Below are 20,470 nucleotides of genomic sequence, written 5' to 3'. Positions count from 1 at the left end.
CCGTGTGAACCGTCGTCCTTTAACTCTGCCGAAGGAACCGACCGATCATGTCCGATACCTCCAGTCCGGGTGCCTTCGCCCGGCTCGACAACCTCCTGCGACAGGCGCTCGATCTGGCTTGCGGCCTGACACTGGTCCTCATGGTGGCCATCGTCCTCACTTTGGTGTTCGCGCGCTACGTCATCCACCTGCCGATCTTCTGGGGCGAGGAGCTGGCCCGCTACACCATGTTCTATATGGTGCTGCTCGGCAGCGCCCTGGCGATCCGCCATGACAGCCATCTTCGTCTCACGCTCTTCGTCGACCGCCTTTCCGAGCGCGCCCGCAGGATCGTCGGTTGGATCGTCGACCTGGGCATGCTGGTCGTCGTGGCCGCTCTGTTCTGGTACGGCCTCGACCTGGCGCTTGAGGACGGGATCATGCGGACACCGGCGCTGCGCGTCGCCTTCTTCTGGATCTATCTCGCCTTTCCCGTCGGGGCCGTGCTGATGGCGATTCAGATCGTCGCCAAAACGGTCTTTGCCGACCAGCCGAAGAGCTGACGATGTCCATTGCCCTTCCCCTGATGTTCGCGGCCTTCTTCGGATTCATGATCCTGGGAATGCCGCTCAGCTTTTCCATGCTGTTGTCCTGCTTCGTCTATTTCGTCGTGAAGGGACAACCGCTTTATCTGCTCGTGCAGCAGTTCTTCACCGGCATCGACACGTTCACGCTGATGGCGATCCCGTTCTTCACGCTCGCCGGCGATCTGATGGTCGAATCCGGGACCGCCGAACGCATGCTCGCCTTCGCCAAGGCGACGGTCGGGCGGTTGCGCGGCGGGCTGGCCTACGTCACGGTCTTTTCCAGTATGCTCTTCGGCGGCTGTTCGGGGTCGGCCATCGCCGACATCACCGGCCTGGGGCCGCTGCAGGTCCGGATGATGGAAAAGGGTGGCTATCCGCGCGACTTCGCCGCCGCCCTGATGACCAGCGCCAGCATCCAGGGGCCGATCATACCGCCGAGCATCCCGATGGTGCTGGTCGGCGCGGTCACCGGGACGTCGATCGGCGGCATGCTGCTGGGCGGTGCGGTTCCCGGCGTCCTCATCGGCCTGGCGATGTCGGTGGTCGTCTGGATTCAGTCCTTCCGCCGACCGATCGAACGGGAGCCGATGACGTTCGCCAACTTCATCGCGATCACCATCGCCTCGATCCCTTTCCTTCTGATGCCGGCGATCATCCTCGGCGGCATCCTGACCGGCGTCTTCACGCCGACGGAGGCGTCGGCGGTCGCGGTCGGCTACGGACTTCTGCTGATCGTTGTCGGGGCGAGGGGCAGACCGGACCTGCGATCCTTCTTCCGCGTCTGCGTCCGGGCGGCGACCCTGTCGGCCGTCGTCCTCATGCTGTCCGGCGCATCCAGCGTGCTCGGCTGGATCCTGGCGACCGAACAGATGCCGCGCCATGTGGCTGCGCTGCTTTTCCAAATCTCGCAGGACCCGATGGTGATCCTGCTGATCGTCAATCTCTTCCTCCTGGTCTGGGGGATGTTCATGGACATGCTGCCGGCCATCTTCATCGTCGTGCCGATCCTGACGCCGCTCGCTGCCCAGGTCGGCATCAACCCGATCCATTTCGGGGTCGTGGTCGTGTTCAATCTGGTGCTGGGTCTGCTGACGCCGCCCTATGGCACGGCACTCTTCACCGGCGCCCTGGTGACCGGCGTGCGGATCGAACGGATCGTCCAGAACATGTGGCCGTTCTTTCTGTCGAGTCTTGGCGTTCTGGTGCTCATCACCTACGTGCCGGACGTGGTGATGTTCCTGCCACGCCTGTTCGGTCTCGACAAATGATGCCGGGAATGGGGGCAGGATCCTCGCGGAATGGCCGTGCCCGGCTGCCGGGCGGACCGGCCAGGATGGACGATATGGAGAGCCGGCTTGCTCGAAACCGGAGGCTCAACCCGGCCTGAGACTGTCGAGCATATGACAGAACGCGCTCATTCCAGGGTCGCCCGGATCAACCGACGGTTCTGCGAACATGCGGGCGCGGCCGATGTGGTTCGGTTCGCCCCGGAAAGTCTTGATGGTCCAGGGGATGGCCTGCACAGCACGTTCCGTGCCGGGCGGCGGGATCGTTGCGGTCTTCGAGGGCGGGCAAGGGCGATCAAAGGCGATCAAGGCCAGAGCCTCTCACACCGCCTCCAGCAGGTCCAGAATGCCCCCAACAGGCCAGCCCGAGCGGCCTGACAAAGCGCATGCCCGGCTTGAGCGAGGTCACGTCGTTGGCAACCCAAATAGAGGAGTGGCTGGTGTCGGCGACAACGATGGCGTCAGGACGGCAGCGAATGTCGGCTGCCGGGATCGAAGTCGAAGATCGACTTGCCAGTGACGACGAGCTGCGGGCCGCCGGGGGACAGCCCGGCCTCCTCGTGGCTGCGGCCGCCCCACAGGTGGCCGACGCTGGTGATGAAGGAAGACGTGGCGGTCGAGGTCGACGACGACGACGATCGGGCGGGGAACGACGGCGAAATGCTCGGGCTGGGCGAGGCAGCCGGCAAGCCGGACCTTCGATTGCGGTGGTCGCCGATGGCCATGATGTTCAGGTTGCCGAAGCGGTCGGTCTGCACTGCGGAATTCAAGCAGACGCCGAAGGCGCGGCGGGCAAGCATGTCGCACTTGACTCCGGTGTCCGACTGGCAGGCGGCCTGCCAGCAGGTGAAGCTGTCCTGCGTCAGGTCGGCGGGCATGCTGGACAGGTCCGGCTCCAACAGGTTGCCCCAATAGATCGAGGCCGAGGGGGCATGGAGCATCTGGGCCAGCCGCCCCTCCTCCCGTGTCGGCTATCCGGGCGGGTTGGGCAGGACGGGGGCGTCTGGGTCTTCGCCATGGAGGACTGGAATGGGTGCGGACGCCGAAATACATGTTCGACTTCGATAAGGAGAATGGCCGCATCCGCCTGGAATTGGTGAACTGCGAGGCCGACCGGCAGGACATCGTCGTCCCACGGGGTTCGACATCGACAGGGAAGGCGCCCCGCTGATCGCCCCGCCGACACTGGAAGCACGGGAGCTGTTGCGGCGCCATGTGGATCCCAGGGGCCTGCTGCTTCGCCGGCATCGGTCGGTATAGGCGTCCGCTGCCGGTGCCGGATTTCCTGGTGGTCATTTGCGGCGAGTCACACCACCGAGGCGATGCTCCGGTTTGCGCATCGTAGCGCGCCTCGCCTCCAAGGTCCGGCCATGCGCCGCGTGCCACCCAACTTTGCGACAGAGCCGTTGCAACAGGGCGGGTGGCGGCGTCGGCTCATCTGCCGGTCAGGCCCGGAGTTCGGTCAGGAACAGCCTGACGCGGCTCTGAAGCCCGTCGGACTGGGCGGACAGGGTTTCCGTCGCCCGGCTGATTTCGGCAGTCGCCTGATCGACGGCCGCGGCGGCGGTCGTCACCTCGGCGATGGTGCGCGTGACATCCCGTGTCCCGTCCGCCGCCTGAAGCACATGGCGGGTGATGTCCGCGGTCGCGGTCGACTGCTGCTCGATGGCCGCCGCAATCGAGGTCGAGATCACGTTCACCTCTCCGATGATCCCGGCGATCGTCTGGATGGCACCCGCCGCCTTCACCGTCTCGTTCTGGATCCCTTCGATCTGGATGGCGATCTCCTCGGTCGCCCGTGCCGTCTGGCTGGCCAGGCTCTTCACTTCACTGGCGACCACGGCGAAGCCCTTGCCCGCCTCGCCCGCCCGCGATGCCTCGATCGTGGCGTTCAGCGCCAGAAGATTGGTCTGGCGGGCGATCGCCTGGATCATGTCCACCACGGTTCCGACCCGGCCCGCCGCATCGCGCAACTCGGCCACCCCTGCGTTGGTGCTTTGCGCCATCTCGGCAGCCCGTCCGGTGACGCTGGAGGATTGCAGCACCCGCTCGCTGATCTCCCGGATCGATACCGACAACTCCTCCGCCGCTGCGGCCACCGCCTGGACGTTGCCGCTGGCCTGTCCTGCGGCGCGGTTGGCCGTTCCGGACTGCTCGGTCACCATGCCGGCGGCGCCGGCAAGCTGCAGGGCGGCACCGTTCATCCGCCCGACCTCGCCGGCGACCAGATCGACGACGCTGCCGACGTCGGCGGCAAAGCGGTCGGCGAGCGCGTCGAGCGCGCGGCGCTTGTCGGCTTCAGCCCGCCTGGCGGCCTCTTCCTTCTCGTCCTCCAGCCGGCGCACCGCCAGCGCATGTTCGCGGAACATGCGAACCGCCTGGGTCATGCGGCCGACCTCGTCGCGCCGCTCGGCGACATCGATGGCGACGTCGAGCCGGCCGGCTTCCAATGCCTGCATGGCGTTGGTCAGGCGACCCAGCGGCCCGGTGATCTGCAGGCGCACCAGCAGCAGCGCGGCTGCGGTCGCCAGGATCAGACCCGCGCCCGAAACCAGCACCAGCGTGAGCAGGGTCGCGTCGTAATCGGTCTGCGAGGCGGTCGCCTGGACGGTCAGATTGTTCCGCCGGCCGGTGACCACGGTCCGCAAGGCCTCGTCCGCCTTGCCGAAGGCGCTGGACGCCTCCTTGAGCAGGCGGTAGGCGTCACGGCTCTGGTAGGTCATCAGGGCATTGCGCACCTGTTCGATCAGGCCGATGTAGGTGCCGAGTTCGGTTTCGATCACCTGATAGTTGGCGGCGTCGCGGTCGGCGAAGAAGGCCCGGTTGTCGCGGAGCAGCTGCGACAATGTCTGCAGGCTGGATTCGGCAGCCTTTTCCAGCCGCTTGATCTCCTCCGCCTCCTCCGAAGCGTAATAGGTCAGGATGATCTGGTGGGTCCGGCCCATCGCCTCGGCCATCTGCATGGCCAGAAACAGGCCGCGCGCGTCGGTCGAAACGATGGATTGCGTGCGCTGGTTCAGCGTGGACAGCGCGTCGATCCCCCGGACGGTCACGCCGACGCTGAAAACGGCGAGAAGTCCCAGCGACAGCAGGATCTTTGCCGAAATGCTGATGTTCTTGATCCAACGCATCGCACTTTCCTCGTCCCTGTTTGCGAGAATGTCATATTTCTGATGTTCTGAGGATAGCTCGAAAATAAAAAATCGAAGCGAAGCCTTGGTTGTGAGTATCGTCTCAAGGTTATTTGCAACGTTTACATTCAATATGTTGATAAATTACTAAGGGCGTGCAGTTATAATTTTCGTTAAATTGGTGAGTTTGTGTTAATGGTCTTGGAGGTATCGGGCGATTTATTGTGGAGATGGGAGGCGTTCATCGCCCCCGCTGCCGACTGGCTGGCAGACCCGGCCAAAGGCCGGGGGGCATCCGGATGGCGGCGTTGGTTTTGTGCGGCGAGACCGGGATGTCTGTCCGGAAGACGGTTCCGGCCCACCGGTCCGTTACCGGCGGCGGGACGCGGCCGACCGCCGTCCCATGACAGACAGACGCCCTCTCCCGGGGATCTCAGCGGATCCTCGATCCGCCTGACGCCGTCAGCACAAACTTCGTTTGTGCGAGAGGCGGGAGAGGGCGTTTGCATCCTCAGCGCTCGATCTCGCGGGTCCAGCGCTTGTTCCAGACTTCGCGGTTCTTGTTGATGGTGTTCCAATCCACCACCAGCAGCTTGCCGACCTGCTCCGGACCGTAGGGGATGCCGGCCTGCTTCTCGGCGGGCAGCTCCACCGTCCTGTTCACCGGGCCGAAGCCGGCGCTGACGGCCAGCGCGGTCTGCGCCTCGACGCCCAGCAAATGCTGGATGAACTTCTGCGCCTCCGGCGCATTCTTGCTGCCGGCGACCTGACAGGCGGCGGAGCCCAGCACGACGCCGCCCTCCTTGGGATAGACGAAGGTGGCGGGGAAGCCGGTGTCGGCCAGCGCCTTGGCCCGGCCCGATCCCCAGACGGCGATGACGGCCTGGTTGCTCTGGAACAGCTCGGTCATCTTGCCCGGCGACGGCTCGTAGGCGAGCACGTTCGGGTTGATCTTGTCCTTGAACTCCTTGAAGCCCGGCTCGATGTTGGTCTCGCCGCCACCGTTCAGCCGGGCCATCATCACCAGCGCGTGCAGGCCGTAGCTGTTGTTGATCGGCGGGATCGCCAGCTTCTTCTTGAAGCGCGGATCCTCGATGTCCGTCCACGAGGTCGGGGCCGGGATCTTGTTCTCGTCGAACCAGGCCTTGTTGTAGAGGATGCCGGTGCCGACCGCGCCGAAGTTGATCGCCTTGCCCGACGGCATCTTCGCCAGATCGTAGAGCTGGTCGTAGACCGGCGCCTTCTCCAGGTCGGCGCAGAAGTTCAGCGCCACCGCCTGGTACATCGGGCCGTCGTCGAGGATGACGACGTCGATCTGCTGGTTGCCCTTCTGGGCCTGCAGCTTGGCGAGGTTGTCGGTGGAATTGCCGGCGACATACTCGACCTTCACCCCGTTCGCCTTCTCAAAGGCCGGGATGACGTCCTTGCGCATGGTCTGCTCGAACGACCCGCCATAGGCGGCGACATAAAGCGTCTTTTCCTGAGCCTGGGCCGTCTGGACCGCGGCCATGCCGCACCACAGGGCCGCCGTCGCCATCAACCCGCACATCACCGAGCGCATCGTCATTCTCCTCTAGAGCCTTGATCCCTGTCGGCAGGGTCCCTGTTCACGGACTGCGGTTCGTTCGAGCCAGATCCTCGGCTCTCCGGTCGTCGAATGACGCCGGACCACCGCTTTTCTTGCCGTCCACCGCCACGTCGGCCGTCCCCTTTGCAGGACGTTTTCCGCTTGGCCGCTGTCCGGATTAAGGGCAAGGGTGATGGTGCAGTCACATAACCGTCAAATCGAATTCCCGCCGTCATTCATCCGCTAATGTTATGAGTCCGTGAGGCGGAGAAGGCTGGCGGCAGCACAGCTGCGGTGCCGGGCCGGGCAGGCCCTTTGCAGTTCCCGAGCGTTTCGCGCCCTGGCGACAGCCTTGTTGCGCCAGCGCCGGACGATCGTTCGCCCGTCACCGCACTTCGTTCACATAGCGCTGGTCGTCCGTCACCGTGCGGTGATGGCTGATGATGGTCAGCGTCCCGGTCTGGTCGAATGCCTCCTCATCGATGACGAGAAGTGGCGTCGGGTCGGGAAGACCGAGGTCCGTCCGATCCTCGGCGGTGGCGAGCGCGGCCGACACCCGTTCCCGGACGGCGGAAATGCGGATGCCGTGGACGTCGAGCAGATGGATGTAGAGCCGCTGCGGCACCTGTGAGGGGTCCGTCGGAAAATCGGGCACCCGGCGCGCAACCATGGCAATCCTGGACCGCATCACCGCACGCCCCTCCACCCGGCGCAGCCGCAAGATCCGGATCAGCGGCTCGCCAGGTTCTTCGCCCAGCAATGCGGCCTCCTCAGCGGTGGCGGGGCTGCGCGCGATCTCGGTGACGACGGCTTCCGAGGTGAGCAGCCGACCGTCTCCGCCATGCAGCCTGTAATACTGGAAGAAGAAGCGCAGGCTATGCTGTGGCGTGCGCCCGGTGACCACCGTCCCGGTCTTGCGCCTGCGCATCAGCATGCCGTCCGCGGTCAGGTCGGCCAACGCACGGCGCATCGTTCCCACCGCGACTCCGTAGTCGGCGGCCAGCGCGACCTCGCCCGGCAGCACCATGCCGGGTGGCCAGTCGCCCAGCAGAATGGCTTCCGCCATGCGGCGCTTGACGTGTTCATAGAGCGGAATCGGCAGGTCACCCGCCATGTTCGCCGTCTTTTTGCTCACAGATGCCTCAAAAATAGCCAGAAATTGCCCGAATCTTGATGATTGACAAAGATTTGTGCGCCAGTCACATTTCTTTATAGAATATAGAAAACGGCGAGCGTGTCATGGACAATCGGCGAGGCCAGCCCACCGGAGACGGTTTGCTCGATGCGGCGATGGACTGGATCGCGCGGTCGGCCGAACCCGCAGTGACCGATCTTGGGCGCATGATCGCTGTCGACACGTCCTTTCCTCCCGGTGCCGGCTACGACGCCTTCGCCAACCTGATGGATGAGCTGATCGCCCCGCTGGGCTTCCGGTCCAGCCGGGTCGTCGTTCCGGACGCCCTGTGGCGGGTGCCGGGCGGACCGGCGTCCGGCCGGCGCACCAATCTCATCGGCGAGCGGGAGACGGGCAAGCCCGTTCTCGGGCTGTATTTCCATGTCGACACCGTGCCCGCCGCTCCCGGCTGGGACAAGGACCCGCTCCGGCTGACCCGCCAAGGCGACAGGCTCTATGGGCTGGGCGCCGCCGACATGAAGGGCACCATCGCCGCCGTGCTTCTGGCGTTGCGCGCCGCCGAGGCCTGCGGCCTGCCGCTCGCCTACGACCCGATGCTGCTGTTCTGCACCGACGAGGAGGGCGGGCTTTATCCCGGCGTGCGGTATCTCGCCAAACAGGGGCTGCTGAAGGGGCATGTCCTGAACTTCAACGGCAGTGCCGCGCCACGCGTCTGGGCGGGCTGCTTCGGCCTGTTCAACCTGCAGATCCGGCTGCATGGCCACACCGTCCATGCCGGCGAGGGCAACAAATCCGGCTCCGGCGTCAACGCCATCGAGGCGGCGCTGCCGCTGCTCCAGGCCCTGACCGACCTCAAGCCGGTGGTGGCGCAACGGACCTCGGCCCTGCCGCCGCCACCGACCGCCTCCGGACCGCTGGCCGCCCGGCTCGACATCGCTGCCGCCCATGGCGGCATCTGCGGCGGGCAGGTCCCCTCGCTGTTCGAGATCCTGGTCTGCCGCCGCTATACGCCGGAAGAGAATTATGAGGAGGCGCGGGCGGAGATCGAGACGGCCGTCGCCCGCGCGATGGCCGGAAGCCCCGACATCGCGGTGGACATCCAGCTGGTCGGCCACCTCGCCCCGACCGGCGATCCGACCGGGCCGCATTGGCCGCGCTGGCAGGCGGCGCTGTCGGCCGGCTTCGGCTACCGCCCGGACGCGTTCCGCGCCTGGGGGGCGGCCAGCTGCTCCGACTTCGGCTGGGTCCAGCGCACCGGCATGCAGGAGGTGCTGCTGACCGGCCTGGGCCGGCCCGAGAGCAACGTCCATTCCCCCGACGAACACACCACCGTCGCCGACATCGTGGCCTTGGCGCAGAGCGTGCTGGCCTATCTGGCCGCCGGCTTCGCCCCCGACCTGATCCCCGAAAAGACCGATCCGAACGCCGTGCCGACCCCTGGCCGCGGCCCGCAGAAGGAGTCCGACCGATGAGTTCCGTGACCCGCCGCCTTTTCCTCGCCGGGACCGCCGCCGGCCTCGGTGCGCTTCCCGCCTTCAGCCTGTCGGGTGCTGCGCCGGCCTTCGCCCAGTCGGCCGCGCGCCGCGGCGGCGTGCTGCGCATCTCGGTCGATCAGGCCGCCAGCGTCATCCACCCGCTGCGCACCCGTGTGAACCCGGAATATCTGGTGGCCGAGCTGCTCTATTCCGGCCTGACGCGGCTCGCCGCCGGCATGAAGGTGGAGCCGGACCTCGCCGAATCCTGGTCGCCCGACCAGACGCTCACCGAATGGACCTTCGTCCTGCGGCCGGGCCTGACCTTCCATGACGGCTCGCCCTGCACGGCGGCCGACGTGGTCGCCACCTTCACCGCCATCCTCGATCCCAAGACCGCCTCGCCGGGCCGCACCAATGTCGGCCCGATCAAGGAGGTCACGGCCAAGGACGAGCGGACCGTGCTGTTCCGCCTGACCTCGCCCTATGCCGACCTGCCGGTGGCGCTGGCCTATACCAACGCCCGCATCGTCCCGGCCAAGGTGATCGAGACCGACCTCGACAGCCTGTCGCGCAGCGCGGTCGGCACCGGCCCGTTCAAGCTGGTCTCCTTCGAACCCGACCGCAAGATCGTGGTGGAACGCAACCCGGCCTATTACGACCCGGCGCGCCCCTATCTCGACCGGGTCGAGGTGCTGGTCTATCCCGACCGCACCGCCGAGGCTTCGGCGCTGATCTCCGGCGACATCGACCTGATGCTGGGCACCGCCCCCGGCGAGTACCAGCGGCTGGAGAAGGCCTCCGGTGTCAAGGCGCTGCGGCTGCCGTCGGGCCAGTTCCTGAACGTCAACATGGGCTGCGACCAGAAGCCCTTCTCCGACCCGCGCGTCCGCAAGGCGCTGGCGCTCGCCATCGACCGCGAGGCGATGGTGGGTTTCGTCGCCGGCGGCTACGGCACCCCCGGCAACGACACGCCGATCAGCCCGGCCTACCGCTTCTACCGCGAGCAGCCGCTGCGCAAGGCCGACCTCGCCCAGGCGAAGAAACTGCTGGCCGAGGCCGGCTATCCCAACGGCGTCGACCTGACCATGATCGCGTCGGACAAGCCGGGCACCCGCACCGAGCTGGCGGTCGCCATCCGCGAGATGGCCAAGCCCGCCGGCTTCCGCATCCAGGTGCAGACCATGCCGCACGCCACCTACCTGGACCAGGTGTGGAAGAAGGGCAATTTCTACGTCGGCTTCTACAACATGCAGGCGACCGCCGACGCGGTCTTCTCGCTGCTCTACACCTCCGACGCCGCCTGGAACGAGACGCGCTGGAACAACAAGGACTTCGACGCCCTGGTCGCCGAGGCGCGGGCCAAGACCGACGAGACCGAGCGCGCCACCCTCTACGCCAAGGCCCAGCAACTGATGCATGACGAGGTGCCGTCGGTCATCCCGGTCTTCTTCGACCTGCTGGCGGCGCGGCGCGACTATGTCGAGGGCTACGACCTGCACCCGCGCGGCTCGGTATTCCGTCTCGACTTCGTCTCGCTCGCGGCGGCCGCGCCCAAGCGGGGTTGAGACCGTGAGCGCATCCTGGCTCCTGCGGCGGCTGGCGCTGATCCTCTACACGGTCTTCATCGTGTCGGTGCTGGTCTTCGGCATCACCCAGGCCCTGCCGGCCGACGCCGCCGTCACCCTGCTGGGCGAAAACGCCACCGCCGAGGCGCTGAACGCTATCCGCGAACGCCTCGGCCTCGGCGACCCGATCTGGTGGCAGTATCTGCGCTGGGTCGGCCATGCCGCGACCGGCGATTTCGGCCTGTCGATGCGCACCGGCCAGCCGGTGGGGCCGGAGATGCTGACGGCGCTCGGCCGCTCGCTTCTGCTGGCCGTCGCCGCCATCCTGGTCATGCTGGTGATCGCCGTGCCGCTGGGCATGGTGGCGGCGGTGCGCCAGGGCAAGCTGGCTGACATGGCGACCGGGCTGATCTCCTATCTCGGGGTCTCCTTCCCGGAATTCGTCACCGCGACGCTGCTCGCCATGCTGCTGGCCGATACCCTGCAATGGCTGCCCGCCACCGGCTATGTCTCGCCGCTGGAGGATTTCGGCGGAGCGGTCAGGCATCTGGCCCTGCCGGTGCTGACCGCCTCGCTGATCCTGGTGGCGCATGTCGCCCGCATGGTGCGGTCGGAAACGCTCGACGTGCTGCACAGCGACTATATCCGCGCCGCCCGGCTGAAGGGGCTGCCGGAGCGCACGGTGCTGGTCCGCCACGCCCTGCGCAACGCGCTGCTGCCGGTGGTCACCATCGTGGCGCTGGATGTCGGCTATCTGCTGGGCGGCATCATCGTCATCGAGGAGATCTTCGCCATTCCCGGCATCGGCCGGCAGCTGATGGTGGCGGTCACCGCCCGCGACCTGCCATCGATCCAGGCCGGCGCCCTCATCATGTCGGCGACCTACGCCGTCGCCAACACGCTGGCCGACGTCGCCTACGCCGTCCTCGACAAGAGGATCCGCTATGACTGACCTGCTGCGCCGGCTGATGCGCACGCCGCAAGGCGCCATCGGCCTGATCCTGCTGGCGGTGCTGGCCGCCGCCTGCCTGTTCGGCCCCTGGCTGGCGCCCCACGACCCGGAGAAGATGGACTTCCTCGGCCGCTTCCGCCCGCTCGGCGCCCAGAACTGGTTCGGCGCCGACCAGTTCGGCCGCGACGTGCTGAGCCGCCTGCTGGTCGGCGCCCGCTCCACCCTGCCGATGGCGCTGGCCGCCACCCTGCTCGGCACCGTCGCCGGCGCGGTGGTCGGCACTGCGTCCGCCTATCTCGGCGGGCGCTGGGACGAGGCGATCATGCGCACCATCGACGCGGTGATGGCGGTGCCCGGCCTGCTGCTCGCCCTGCTGCTGGTCAGCACGCTCGGCAACGGCGCCGGCAACGCGATGATCGCCATCGCCGTCACCTTCGCCCCCGGCATGGCCCGCGTCACCCGCGCAGTGGCCCTCACCGTCCGCGGCCAGGACTATGTCAAGTCGGCCACGGTGCGCGGCGAGAGCGCCTCCTGGATCATCTTCCGCGAGATGCTGCCCAACGTGATGGCCCCGGTGGTGATCGAGGCGACGATCCGCGTTTCCTTCGCGGTGATGCTGTTCGCCACCCTCAGTTTCCTCGGCCTCGGCGCCCAGCCGCCGGCCTCCGAATGGGGCCTGATGGTGGCGGAGGCGCGCCAGTACGTCCATCAGGCGCCCTGGATCCTCATCGCGCCGTCGCTGGCCATCGCGCTGACCGCCATCGCCTTCAACCTGCTCGGCGACGGGCTGCGCGACGCCATGAACCCGCGGGACGAACGATGACCGCAGTCCTCTCATTGCGCGACTATACGCTGGATTACCTCACCGGCAGCCGTCCGCTGCGCGTCCTGCAGGACATCAGCCTCGACATCGCGCCGGGCGAGGTGCTGGGGCTGGTCGGCGAATCCGGCTCGGGCAAGAGCACGCTGGCCTGGGCGATCATGCGTCACCTGCCGAAGAACGCCCGCGAACTGTCCGGCACCATCCGGCTCGGCGAAACCGACCTGCGCAGCCTGCCGCCGCGTGCGCTGACCCGCATCCGCGGCCGGCGCATCGGCATGGTGTTCCAGGATCCCTCGACCGCGCTGAACCCGACGCTGACCGTCGGCCGGCAGGTGACGGAAACGCTGGTCAACAGCCGCGGCCTGACCCGGCGCGCCGCCTGGGAGCTGGCGCTCGAACTGCTGGGCCATGTCGAGCTGCGCGACCCCGAGGCGCTGATGCGGCGCTATCCGCACGAAATCTCGGGCGGCGAGAAGCAGCGCATCCTGATCGCCACCGCCTTCGGCTGCCGGCCGGAACTGATCGTCTTCGACGAGCCGACCACGGCGCTCGACGTCATCACCGGCGCCCGCATCCTCGACCTGTTCGCCCGGCTGCGCGCCGAGACCGGGGTGGCGGCGCTCTACATCTCGCACGACCTCGCCCTGGTCTCGCGCGTCGCCGACCGGGTGGCGGTGATGAAGAAGGGCCGGCTGGTGGAAGAGGCGCCGGCCGCCTCGATCTTCGCCCGCCCCGCCCACGATGAGACGCGCAAACTGGTGGCGGCGGTGCCGCGCCCGGAAAACCGGTTGGTCCATGACCGGCCGGGCGACCGCGTCCTGCTCGCTGCCGAGGCGGTTTCGGTTCGCTACGCCCGCCCGCGCCTGTTCCGTCCGCCCCCGCCGCCGGCGACCCACGCGGTCGGCTTCGATATCAAGGCCGGCGAGATCCTGGGCATCGTCGGCGAGTCCGGCTCCGGCAAATCCTCCATCGCGCGGGCGCTGACCGGGCTGGCCGAGTTTTCCGGCGGCATCCGCTTCGACGGCCGGCCGATCGCTTCGGCCCGCGACATGGACGGCGCCTACCGCCGCGCGGTGCAGATCGTCTTCCAGCATCCCGACGGCTCGCTGAACCCGCGCCAGACGGTGGGCGAGATTCTGTCGCGCCCGCTGAAGCTGTTCGGCACGGGTGCGACCGACCTGAACGCCGAGATCGGCCGGCTGCTGGAGCAGGTGCGGCTGCCGGCCGCCTACGCCACGCGCTGGCCGCACCAGCTTTCCGGCGGCGAGAAGCAGCGTGTCGCCATCGCCCGCGCCTTCGCCGCCAAGCCTTCGCTGGTCATCTGCGACGAGATCACTGCCCCGCTCGACGTCTCGGTCCAGGCCTCGATCATCGAGCTGCTGCTGGCGCTGCGGGCGGAGACCGGGGCCGCCTATCTCTTCATCACCCACGACATCAACCTGATCCGCCAGATCGCCCACCGCATCGCCGTGATGCGCCGGGGCGAGCTGGTCGACCTGCTGCCCATCGACGCGGTCGATGCCGACCATGTCCACCCCTACACGCGCGACCTGATGGCCGCCTCGCCGACCCCCGTCGGCTGACCCCTTAGGAACTCCCCATGGACACCGCAGAGATTCTCGCCCGGCTCGACACCGATGCGGCCCTCGCCTTCCTGGCCCGCATGGTTCAGCACAAGAGCTACAGCCAGACCGAAGGCGAGCGCGAGCTGGCCCGCTTCATGGCCGCCTCCATGTCGTCCCTCGGGCTGGAGGCGGAGCTGACGCCGGTGCCCGGCGGGCGGGTGAATGCCGTCGGCCGCTGGCGCGGCACCGGCGGCGGCAAGAGCCTGCTGTTCAACGGCCACATCGACACCAACCCGGTGACGGAGGGCTGGACCGTCGATCCCTGGGGCGGCAAGATCGACGACAAGTTCATCTACGGCATCGGCTGTTCCAACATGAAGGCGGGCGACGCCGCCTATTTCTGCGCGGTCAAGACCCTGATGGACGCCGGGGTGAAGCTGCGCGGCGACGTCATCCTGACCTATGTGGTGGGCGAGCTTCAGGGCGGCGTCGGCACGCTGGCGCTGATGGAGCAGGGGCTGCGCGCCGACTGCTTCATCAACAGCGAGCCGACCGACCTCCAGGCGATGACGATGCACGCGGCGGCGCTGAGCTTCGTCATCGAGCTGGTCGGCGACACCCGCCACCTGTCCAAGCGCGAGGAGGCGGTCGACGCCGTCGTCGCCGCCTGCGACCTGATCCCGCGGTTGAATGCGCTGGCCCTGTCCGGTGCCAAGTCGCCGGAGCACGCGACGATCAACCGCGTCCATGTCGGCGTCGTCCACGGCGCTCTGGGCAAGGAACTGCACGAGTGGCGCTCGCCGCAGGTCGCCGACTTCGTGCGGATCAAGGGCTCGGCCCGCTACGCCACCGGCCAGAGCGAGCAGGGGGCGCTGGCCGATCTGCGGCGCGAGCTGGACGCGCTGGAGGCGCGCTTCCCCGGCCTGAAGGCCAGCGTCTTCTCCGAGGACCGCGGCGGCACCCCGACCATGCCGACCTTCGAGGTGGCGAAGGACAGCCCGATCGTACAGGCAGTGAACCGAGCCTACCGCAAGGTGCGCGGCACCGACCAGCCGACCGGCGCCATCACCCCGCCCGGCTTCTACGGCACCGACGCCGGCCACCTGCAGCATTCCGGCGGCATGGAGGGCGTCGTCTGCGGTCCGGGAGGGCGCTACAACACCATGCCGGACGAGCGGGTCGACATCGACGACTATCTCGACATGATCCGTGTCTACATGCTGACCATCCTGGAGATCTGCGGCGTGGAGCCTCGCGAATGACCGGCTCGGCAGCGGAGCGCTTCGCGCCGCGGATGGCCCGGCTGCGCGATGCCATGGCGGCCCAGGGCTGCGATGCCGTCCTGGCGGATCATGCCGAGCTGATCGCCTGGATCAGCGGCTACACCGTGTCGGAAACGCTCTACCGCGCCGTCATCGTGCCGATGGACGGCGACCCCTGCTTCGTCCTGCGCTCCATCGACGCCGGGCCCTGCCGCTCCGGGGTGTGGTTCGACGAGGTGGCGACATTCGACGACCACGAGGACCCGCATGGCGCGGTGGCGAAGGCCCTCGCCGCACGCGGCCTCGCCGGTGCGCGGATCGGCGTCGATCCGATGTCCTACGGCCACACCGTCGCCACCGCGCAGCGGCTTGCGGAATTGCTCCCCAAAGCCCGCTTCGTCCGGCTGCCGGGGTTGAGCGACTGTCTGCGCGCCTGCAAGTTCGTCGACGAGATCGACGCCATCGCGGCGGCTGCGGCCATCGCCGACCGCTGCATGCTTGGGCTGGAAGGCCATGTCCATCCCGGTTCGACGGTGCGGGAGGTGGCGGCGATGGCGGCGGCGGCGCAGCTCCGGCTCGGCGCCGACGATGGCGGTCCGGGGCCGATCCTGGTGTCGGGCGGCCATGGAAGCGGCAGCGATGTCGATTTCCTGCACGGCAGCGGCCTCGACCGGACGCTGATGCCGGGCGACATCCTGCATGTCGAGCTGACCCCACGGGTGGGGAATTACGGAGCCAGGCTGATGCGGCCGGTCTTCGTCGGCACGCCGCCGGTCGAAGCGCGCGAGACCTTCCGGCGGTTGGCAGCGCTTCAGGACCGGCAGATCGCCGCCATGCAGCCGGGCGCTCTGGCCCGCGATGTCGATGCCCTGTTGCGGACGGCGGTGCTGGCCGCCGGGCTGCGGGCTGACTACGGCAACGTCACCGGCTACAGCATGGGCCTCTACGCCCGCACGCCGCGGCCGAGTGACTTCTCGCAGTCCTTCCATCCTGCCGCCGACTTCGTTCTGGAACCGGGACAGGTGTTTCACATGTACGCATCGGCGCGCGGCGTTGCCGTGAGCGAGACCGTTCTCGTGACCGAAGCCGCGCCATGCCTGCTGACGAGCTGCCCGCGTCGGCCCATCCAAGGTTGAGCCTGACCGCCGGGTCCGCTTCATGCATGCCGCGCAGTGTCGGAAGATTTCTCTCGCTTAACCGGGGGCATCCACACACGCCGGGTTTGTCGGGGGTTCCATGCGGGGCCGGGTCCGGCGGGCCGAACCCGGCCCTCGCTATCGTCCGTAACCGATGGGCGGCGGCGCCAGCTCCAGGATGCGCTGGTAGAGGTGTTCGGCCTCTTCCTTCGGCTTGATGCCGAACAGGGGATTGTCGTTCTCGCGGAAGGCGGCGTCGATCTCGCGCCAGTCTCCGTCCGTCAGAACCCGTTCTGCCAGGGGGAGAAGCTGCTGCTCCTCCGTCTGGAGATGGGCGTATTCCAGAGCGGCGTAGCGCTCTGCGGTGGCGAAGAAATCCTCCGCCGCGCCATCGTCGCCGGCCTGAAAGCACACCAGTTGGCGTTTCAGCGTCTCGATCATCGGGTAGCCGAGCGCGTGTTCCCGTTCCAGTCTGCCAAGTAGGGCTTCGGCCTCCGGCGCGCGGCGGCGGACGGCGGCGAAAAGGAAACGGTCCTCCTTCGGGTGATGCCAGCGATCGGGATAGCTGACGATGTAGTCGAGTATGGCGCCCAGCAGCGGGAAGTCGGGAGCCGCCCCGCCGCGGATGGCGCGGATCTGGTGGCGCAGGGCGTGCAGCACCGCGGCGATGGCGAAATGCTCGTCCTTGATGATGCGGATGGCGTCCATGCCGGGTCGGTCTCCCCGTTCTGGGTGGTGAGGATCAGGGCAGCGCGCGCGAGGCGTCGCCCAGCCGGTGATAGGAGCGGTTGAAGTAGACGAGGCCGAGATGGTCGTCCGTCGCCCCCTCCGGGCCGGCCGCGCGCTGGCGGATGTCGACGACCTGGCAATAGAAGACGCTGTGGGTGCCGACCGTGTGGGTGTCGACGATGCGGCAGTCGAAATTGACCAGCGCGCCGGCCAGCGCCGGGCTGCCGGTCTCCAGGCTGGTCCAGTCGGCATGGGCGAACCGTTCGTCGGCCGACAGGCCGCGGTTGGAGAAGACCTCCGACAGCGACTGTTGCCCGCCGCAGAGCGGGTTGACGCACAGCACGCCGTTGGTGGTGAAGGCCTGATGCACGAAGGAGGACTGGTTCAGGCAGACCAGCAGGGTCGGCGGCTGGTCGGTCACGCTGCACACCGCGGTGGCGGTGAAGCCGGCCCGGCCGCCGGGACCGGCGGTGGTGACGATGTTCACGGCGCCGGTCAGCATCGACATGCCGTTGCGGAAGCGGGAAACCTCAACCATGGGAGTGTCCTTAATCTCAGATGTCGAGGACGAGCGTGTCCGTGCGGGCGCGCGAGCAGCAGAGCAGGATCTGGTCGTTGTCGGCCTTCTCCTCGTCGGTCAGGAAGACGTCGCGGTGGTCGGGCGTACCCTCCAGCACCGTGCACAGGCAGGTACCGCACACGCCTTGCTCACAGGACATCTGCACCTTGATGCCGATGCGGCCCAGCGCCTGGACGATGGTCTCGTCCTCCGCCACCCGGACGGACTTGCCGCTGCGCTGCGCCACCACCTCGAAGCTGCCGCCGGCGGTGGCGGCCTCGGCCTGGAAATATTCGCGATGGATGCGGTCGGCGGGCAGACCGAGGCGGATTGCCTCACCGATCACCCAGTCCATGAAGCCGGTCGGGCCGCAGACATAGAGGTGGGTGCCGGCGGCTGCGGAACCGAGCAGGGCGGGGAGGTCCAGGCGCTGGCCGGCCGGGCCGTCGTCCAGATGCAGGGCGGCGCGGTCGCGGAAGGCGGCGGCCGCCAGCTCGTCCAGGAAGGCGCAGGCATCGCGACTGCGGCCGCAGTAGTGCAGTTCGAAACTGCCGCCGGAGGCCGTCAGGGTGTGGGCCATGGCGATCATCGGGGTGATGCCGATGCCGCCGCCGATCAGGAGCGAGTGGGCGGCATCGGTTGCCAGCGGGAACAGGTTGCGCGGCAGGCCGACCGCGACCTCCGTACCCTCCTGCAAGCCCTCATGCGCCGCGACCGAGCCGCCACGGGAGGCGGGATCGCGCAGGATGCCCAGCTGGTAGCGGTTGCGGTCGGCCGGGTCGCCGCACAGTGAATATTGCCGGACCAGCCCCGGCGCCAGATGCAGATCGACATGCGCCCCGGCCTCGAAGGGGGGCAGCGGCCGGCCGGTCCGGTCGACGAGGTCCAGCAGCAGCACCCCGTTCCCTTCGACCCGGCGGCGGGCCACCGTCAGCATCAGCGTGTCTTGCGTCGTCATGACCGTCTTTCCTCAGCGCATGAAGATGCCGCCGTTGATGTCCCAGGCCGCACCGGTGGTGAAATCCGCGTCGCTTGATGCCAGCTCCACCGCCATTCTGGCGACGAAGGCGGGGTTGCCCAGCCGCTTCACCGGGATCATGCCGATCAGCGTTTCCAGCCGCTCCGGCGGGACCGAGGCGCGGACCGACGGCAGCTCCATCGGGCCGGGGGCGATGGCGTTGACGGTGACATTGCCGGCCGCCAGTTCGCGGGCGAAGATCTTGGTCAGCGTCAGGATGCCGGCCTTGGAGGAGGCGTAATGCGCGCCCGATGCGGTGCCGCCATTCTGCCCGGCCAGCGAGGCGATGTTGACGATGCGGCCGTAGCCGGCCTTCGCCAGATGGGCGCCGAACATCTGGCAGCCGAGGAAGGTGCCGCGCAGGTTGACGGTCAGCACCGCGTCGAATTCCTCCGGCGTGATCTGCATGACCGGGGTCATCGGTGTCATCGCCGCATTGTTGACCGCCACATGCAGCGCCCCCCAGCGGGCCAGCACGGCGTCGAGCGCCGCGGAGAAATCCGCCTTGCGGGTGACGTCGAGAACCAGCGGCAGAACGGCGTTTCCCGACGGGTCGAGGGCTGCCGCCGCTTCCCGCACCGCTCCTTCCGCGACGTCGGTCAGGGCGACGCGGTAGCCGGCGGCGAGGAACTGTTCGGCGATGACCCGGCCCAGCCCCTGGGCCGCGCCGGTGACGAGAACGACCTGTGCCATCCCTTGGCTCCCGGTTAGAGGATGTAGCCGATGCTGTGCAGCGCGTCGGTGGAGTTCACCAGCCGGACGATCTTGGCCTTCAGCCGGAAGCCGTCGCCCGTGCGGGCAAGTTCGTAGGTCACGTCGGCGGTGTAGTCGCGCAGCGTCTCCTTGCGGAATTCGCGCAGATGCTGGGCGGCGCGGACGGTGATCGCAGCGCCGTCGTCGGTCAGGATGCGGAAGCGCGACAGCGAGCGCACGGTGCGGGACACCGGCTGGGTCGAGACGGACTCGCCGCTGGTCAGACGGGCGACGCGCTTGGCGCGCATGTCGGCGTCGTCATAGGCGTAGTTCAGCCGGTCGGCGAGGTCGGCAGGGCCGGAGGCGACGTCCGGGTCGATCGGCACGATGTAGAGGCCGTCATCGGTCCATTGCGCCAGCCAGTCCCGGTAGTCGCGGTGGTCGAGCATGTCGGCCTCCTGCCAGAGGAAGGCGCTGACCTCGATGAGGAGTTGGGTGTTCATGGGGATCTCCGGGGAGTCTGGGGGGAGGGGGCAGGGTGGGGGCTTCACCCCCGGCTCACCCTCACGCCGTCATCAGCTTCTTCCATTGCTGGTAGGCGGCACGCATGCCGGTCTCGGCGCTGACGTCGCTGGCGCGGCCGTCTTCGGTGATGCGCTCGCCGGGCAGGCCGCGGTTCAGCAGGATCCACAGGTCGGTGCCGGCCTGGGCACCCTTCTGCACCCGCTCCCACGCCTCGGAATCGTCGGGCGTGCCGAAGCCCATCGGGCCCTGGAAATGCTCGTGCAGGCGCAGGCGGGCGCGGTTGGCGGCGGCGGGGCCGCCGTCCATGGTGATGACGGCGTGGTGGATCTCGGTCTCGTTCACCGACACCGGGCGCAGCACGCGGAAGAAGGCCATCGAGCAGGCGATGTTGGGGAACAGGTTCAAGTTGAAGCACGAGCCGCAGACGGTGCAGAACGATGCGGCGCACCTTGACCTCGTCATGGATCCTGCTTGAACAGCTCC

At 67.9% G+C, this 20,470-nt stretch carries 19 protein-coding genes and 1 pseudogene; 9 read left to right on the top strand and 11 right to left on the bottom strand.

The window, feature by feature from the left end; translation table 11 throughout:
* The first annotated feature begins 47 nt into the window (after positions 1-47).
* Both I71_RS22140 and I71_RS22135 read left to right on the top strand, forming a co-directional pair.
* Positions 48-542, top strand: coding sequence for a TRAP transporter small permease (locus I71_RS22140; RefSeq protein WP_042698304.1), 495 nt, complete (start codon positions 48-50; stop codon positions 540-542).
* 2 nt (positions 543-544) lie between these two features.
* Entirely contained in the window at positions 545-1,834 is a 1,290-nt protein-coding gene (locus I71_RS22135; protein WP_042698301.1) for a TRAP transporter large permease, read from the top strand.
* Positions 1,835-1,939: 105 nt separating this feature from the next.
* Here I71_RS22135 and I71_RS38450 read toward each other — a convergent pair whose 3' ends face one another.
* The 5 genes from I71_RS38450 to I71_RS22115 all read right to left on the bottom strand — a co-directional run bounded on the left by I71_RS38450 (position 1,940) and on the right by I71_RS22115 (position 7,664).
* A complete protein-coding gene (locus tag I71_RS38450) occupies positions 1,940-2,161 on the bottom strand; it encodes a hypothetical protein (protein ID WP_159107419.1) in 222 nt (73 codons plus the stop codon).
* Between the two features lie 152 nt (positions 2,162-2,313).
* Entirely contained in the window at positions 2,314-2,793 is a 480-nt protein-coding gene (locus I71_RS22130) for a hypothetical protein (protein ID WP_042698298.1), read from the bottom strand.
* Positions 2,794-3,297: 504 nt separating this feature from the next.
* Positions 3,298-4,983 carry a methyl-accepting chemotaxis protein gene (locus I71_RS22125; protein ID WP_049976244.1) on the bottom strand — a complete coding sequence of 562 codons (1,686 nt, stop codon included), beginning with the start codon at positions 4,981-4,983 and terminating at the stop codon, positions 3,298-3,300.
* Between the two features lie 511 nt (positions 4,984-5,494).
* Entirely contained in the window at positions 5,495-6,544 is a 1,050-nt protein-coding gene (locus I71_RS22120) for an ABC transporter substrate-binding protein (RefSeq protein ID WP_042698295.1), read from the bottom strand.
* Positions 6,545-6,935: 391 nt separating this feature from the next.
* A complete protein-coding gene (locus I71_RS22115; RefSeq protein ID WP_049976249.1) occupies positions 6,936-7,664 on the bottom strand; it encodes a GntR family transcriptional regulator in 729 nt (242 codons plus the stop codon).
* Positions 7,665-7,789: 125 nt separating this feature from the next.
* Between I71_RS22115 and I71_RS22110 the strand changes: the two genes are divergently transcribed.
* The 7 genes from I71_RS22110 to I71_RS22080 are packed head-to-tail and all read left to right on the top strand — an operon-like array spanning position 7,790 to position 16,463.
* Entirely contained in the window at positions 7,790-9,157 is a 1,368-nt protein-coding gene (locus I71_RS22110; RefSeq protein ID WP_083897316.1) for a M20 family metallopeptidase, read from the top strand.
* Positions 9,154-10,725, top strand: coding sequence for an ABC transporter substrate-binding protein (locus I71_RS22105; protein WP_042698290.1), 1,572 nt, complete (start codon positions 9,154-9,156; stop codon positions 10,723-10,725). Before I71_RS22110 ends, I71_RS22105 begins: the two co-directional genes overlap by 4 nt.
* Positions 10,726-10,729: 4 nt before the next feature.
* Complete coding sequence (locus I71_RS22100; protein ID WP_042698287.1) at positions 10,730-11,677, top strand: ABC transporter permease; 948 nt, start codon at positions 10,730-10,732, stop codon at positions 11,675-11,677.
* Positions 11,670-12,500, top strand: coding sequence for an ABC transporter permease (locus I71_RS22095; RefSeq protein WP_042698284.1), 831 nt, complete (start codon positions 11,670-11,672; stop codon positions 12,498-12,500). The genes I71_RS22100 and I71_RS22095 overlap by 8 nt, the downstream gene beginning before the upstream one ends.
* Complete coding sequence (gene nikE, locus I71_RS22090; RefSeq protein ID WP_042698281.1) at positions 12,497-14,083, top strand: ABC transporter ATP-binding protein; 1,587 nt, start codon at positions 12,497-12,499, stop codon at positions 14,081-14,083. Before I71_RS22095 ends, nikE begins: the two co-directional genes overlap by 4 nt.
* A 17-nt stretch (positions 14,084-14,100) precedes the next feature.
* Positions 14,101-15,327, top strand: coding sequence for a M20 family metallopeptidase (locus I71_RS22085; protein ID WP_042698278.1), 1,227 nt, complete (start codon positions 14,101-14,103; stop codon positions 15,325-15,327).
* Positions 15,324-16,463, top strand: coding sequence for a Xaa-Pro peptidase family protein (locus tag I71_RS22080; protein ID WP_042698276.1), 1,140 nt, complete (start codon positions 15,324-15,326; stop codon positions 16,461-16,463). The genes I71_RS22085 and I71_RS22080 overlap by 4 nt, the downstream gene beginning before the upstream one ends.
* Positions 16,464-16,601: 138 nt before the next feature.
* Here I71_RS22080 and I71_RS22075 read toward each other — a convergent pair whose 3' ends face one another.
* From I71_RS22075 to I71_RS22050, 6 genes and pseudogenes are all read right to left on the bottom strand, one after another.
* Positions 16,602-17,171 carry a hemerythrin domain-containing protein gene (locus I71_RS22075; protein ID WP_042698273.1) on the bottom strand — a complete coding sequence of 190 codons (570 nt, stop codon included), beginning with the start codon at positions 17,169-17,171 and terminating at the stop codon, positions 16,602-16,604.
* 34 nt (positions 17,172-17,205) lie between these two features.
* Positions 17,206-17,730 carry a flavin reductase gene (locus I71_RS22070; protein WP_042698270.1) on the bottom strand — a complete coding sequence of 175 codons (525 nt, stop codon included), beginning with the start codon at positions 17,728-17,730 and terminating at the stop codon, positions 17,206-17,208.
* Between the two features lie 16 nt (positions 17,731-17,746).
* Complete coding sequence (locus I71_RS22065) at positions 17,747-18,709, bottom strand: PDR/VanB family oxidoreductase (protein ID WP_042698267.1); 963 nt, start codon at positions 18,707-18,709, stop codon at positions 17,747-17,749.
* Between the two features lie 12 nt (positions 18,710-18,721).
* Positions 18,722-19,462 (bottom strand): SDR family NAD(P)-dependent oxidoreductase, encoded by a 741-nt coding sequence (locus I71_RS22060; RefSeq protein ID WP_042698263.1) that lies wholly within the window; start codon positions 19,460-19,462, stop codon positions 18,722-18,724.
* A 14-nt stretch (positions 19,463-19,476) separates the two neighbouring features.
* Positions 19,477-19,965 carry an aromatic-ring-hydroxylating dioxygenase subunit beta gene (locus I71_RS22055; protein ID WP_042698261.1) on the bottom strand — a complete coding sequence of 163 codons (489 nt, stop codon included), beginning with the start codon at positions 19,963-19,965 and terminating at the stop codon, positions 19,477-19,479.
* A 61-nt stretch (positions 19,966-20,026) separates the two neighbouring features.
* Positions 20,027-20,470, bottom strand: a pseudogene (locus I71_RS22050) (SRPBCC family protein); the annotation flags it as partial.

The sequence above is a fragment of the Azospirillum sp. B506 genome (assembly GCF_000333595.1).
Lineage (GTDB): Bacteria > Pseudomonadota > Alphaproteobacteria > Azospirillales > Azospirillaceae > Azospirillum.
The sequence above is the reverse complement of the archived record's forward strand: the minus strand, read 5'-3'. Positions and strand labels throughout refer to the sequence as shown.

Bases quoted from the DNA above. Each gene is read 5' to 3' on its own strand.
- I71_RS22085 (WP_042698278.1), top strand. From the start codon at position 14,101: ATGGACACCGCAGAGATTCTCGCCCGGCTCGACACCGATGCGGCCCTC.
- I71_RS22060 (WP_042698263.1), bottom strand. From the start codon at position 19,462: ATGGCACAGGTCGTTCTCGTCACCGGCGCGGCCCAGGGGCTGGGCCGG.
- I71_RS22110 (WP_083897316.1), top strand. From the start codon at position 7,790: ATGGACAATCGGCGAGGCCAGCCCACCGGAGACGGTTTGCTCGATGCG.
- I71_RS22075 (WP_042698273.1), bottom strand. From the start codon at position 17,171: ATGGACGCCATCCGCATCATCAAGGACGAGCATTTCGCCATCGCCGCG.
- I71_RS22120 (WP_042698295.1), bottom strand. From the start codon at position 6,544: ATGCGCTCGGTGATGTGCGGGTTGATGGCGACGGCGGCCCTGTGGTGC.
- I71_RS22055 (WP_042698261.1), bottom strand. From the start codon at position 19,965: ATGAACACCCAACTCCTCATCGAGGTCAGCGCCTTCCTCTGGCAGGAG.
- I71_RS22140 (WP_042698304.1), top strand. From the start codon at position 48: ATGTCCGATACCTCCAGTCCGGGTGCCTTCGCCCGGCTCGACAACCTC.
- nikE (WP_042698281.1), top strand. From the start codon at position 12,497: ATGACCGCAGTCCTCTCATTGCGCGACTATACGCTGGATTACCTCACC.
- I71_RS22105 (WP_042698290.1), top strand. From the start codon at position 9,154: ATGAGTTCCGTGACCCGCCGCCTTTTCCTCGCCGGGACCGCCGCCGGC.
- I71_RS22065 (WP_042698267.1), bottom strand. From the start codon at position 18,709: ATGACGACGCAAGACACGCTGATGCTGACGGTGGCCCGCCGCCGGGTC.
- I71_RS22070 (WP_042698270.1), bottom strand. From the start codon at position 17,730: ATGGTTGAGGTTTCCCGCTTCCGCAACGGCATGTCGATGCTGACCGGC.
- I71_RS22115 (WP_049976249.1), bottom strand. From the start codon at position 7,664: ATGGCGGGTGACCTGCCGATTCCGCTCTATGAACACGTCAAGCGCCGC.
- I71_RS22130 (WP_042698298.1), bottom strand. From the start codon at position 2,793: ATGCTCCATGCCCCCTCGGCCTCGATCTATTGGGGCAACCTGTTGGAG.
- I71_RS22135 (WP_042698301.1), top strand. From the start codon at position 545: ATGTCCATTGCCCTTCCCCTGATGTTCGCGGCCTTCTTCGGATTCATG.
- I71_RS22080 (WP_042698276.1), top strand. From the start codon at position 15,324: ATGACCGGCTCGGCAGCGGAGCGCTTCGCGCCGCGGATGGCCCGGCTG.
- I71_RS22125 (WP_049976244.1), bottom strand. From the start codon at position 4,983: ATGCGTTGGATCAAGAACATCAGCATTTCGGCAAAGATCCTGCTGTCG.
- I71_RS22095 (WP_042698284.1), top strand. From the start codon at position 11,670: ATGACTGACCTGCTGCGCCGGCTGATGCGCACGCCGCAAGGCGCCATC.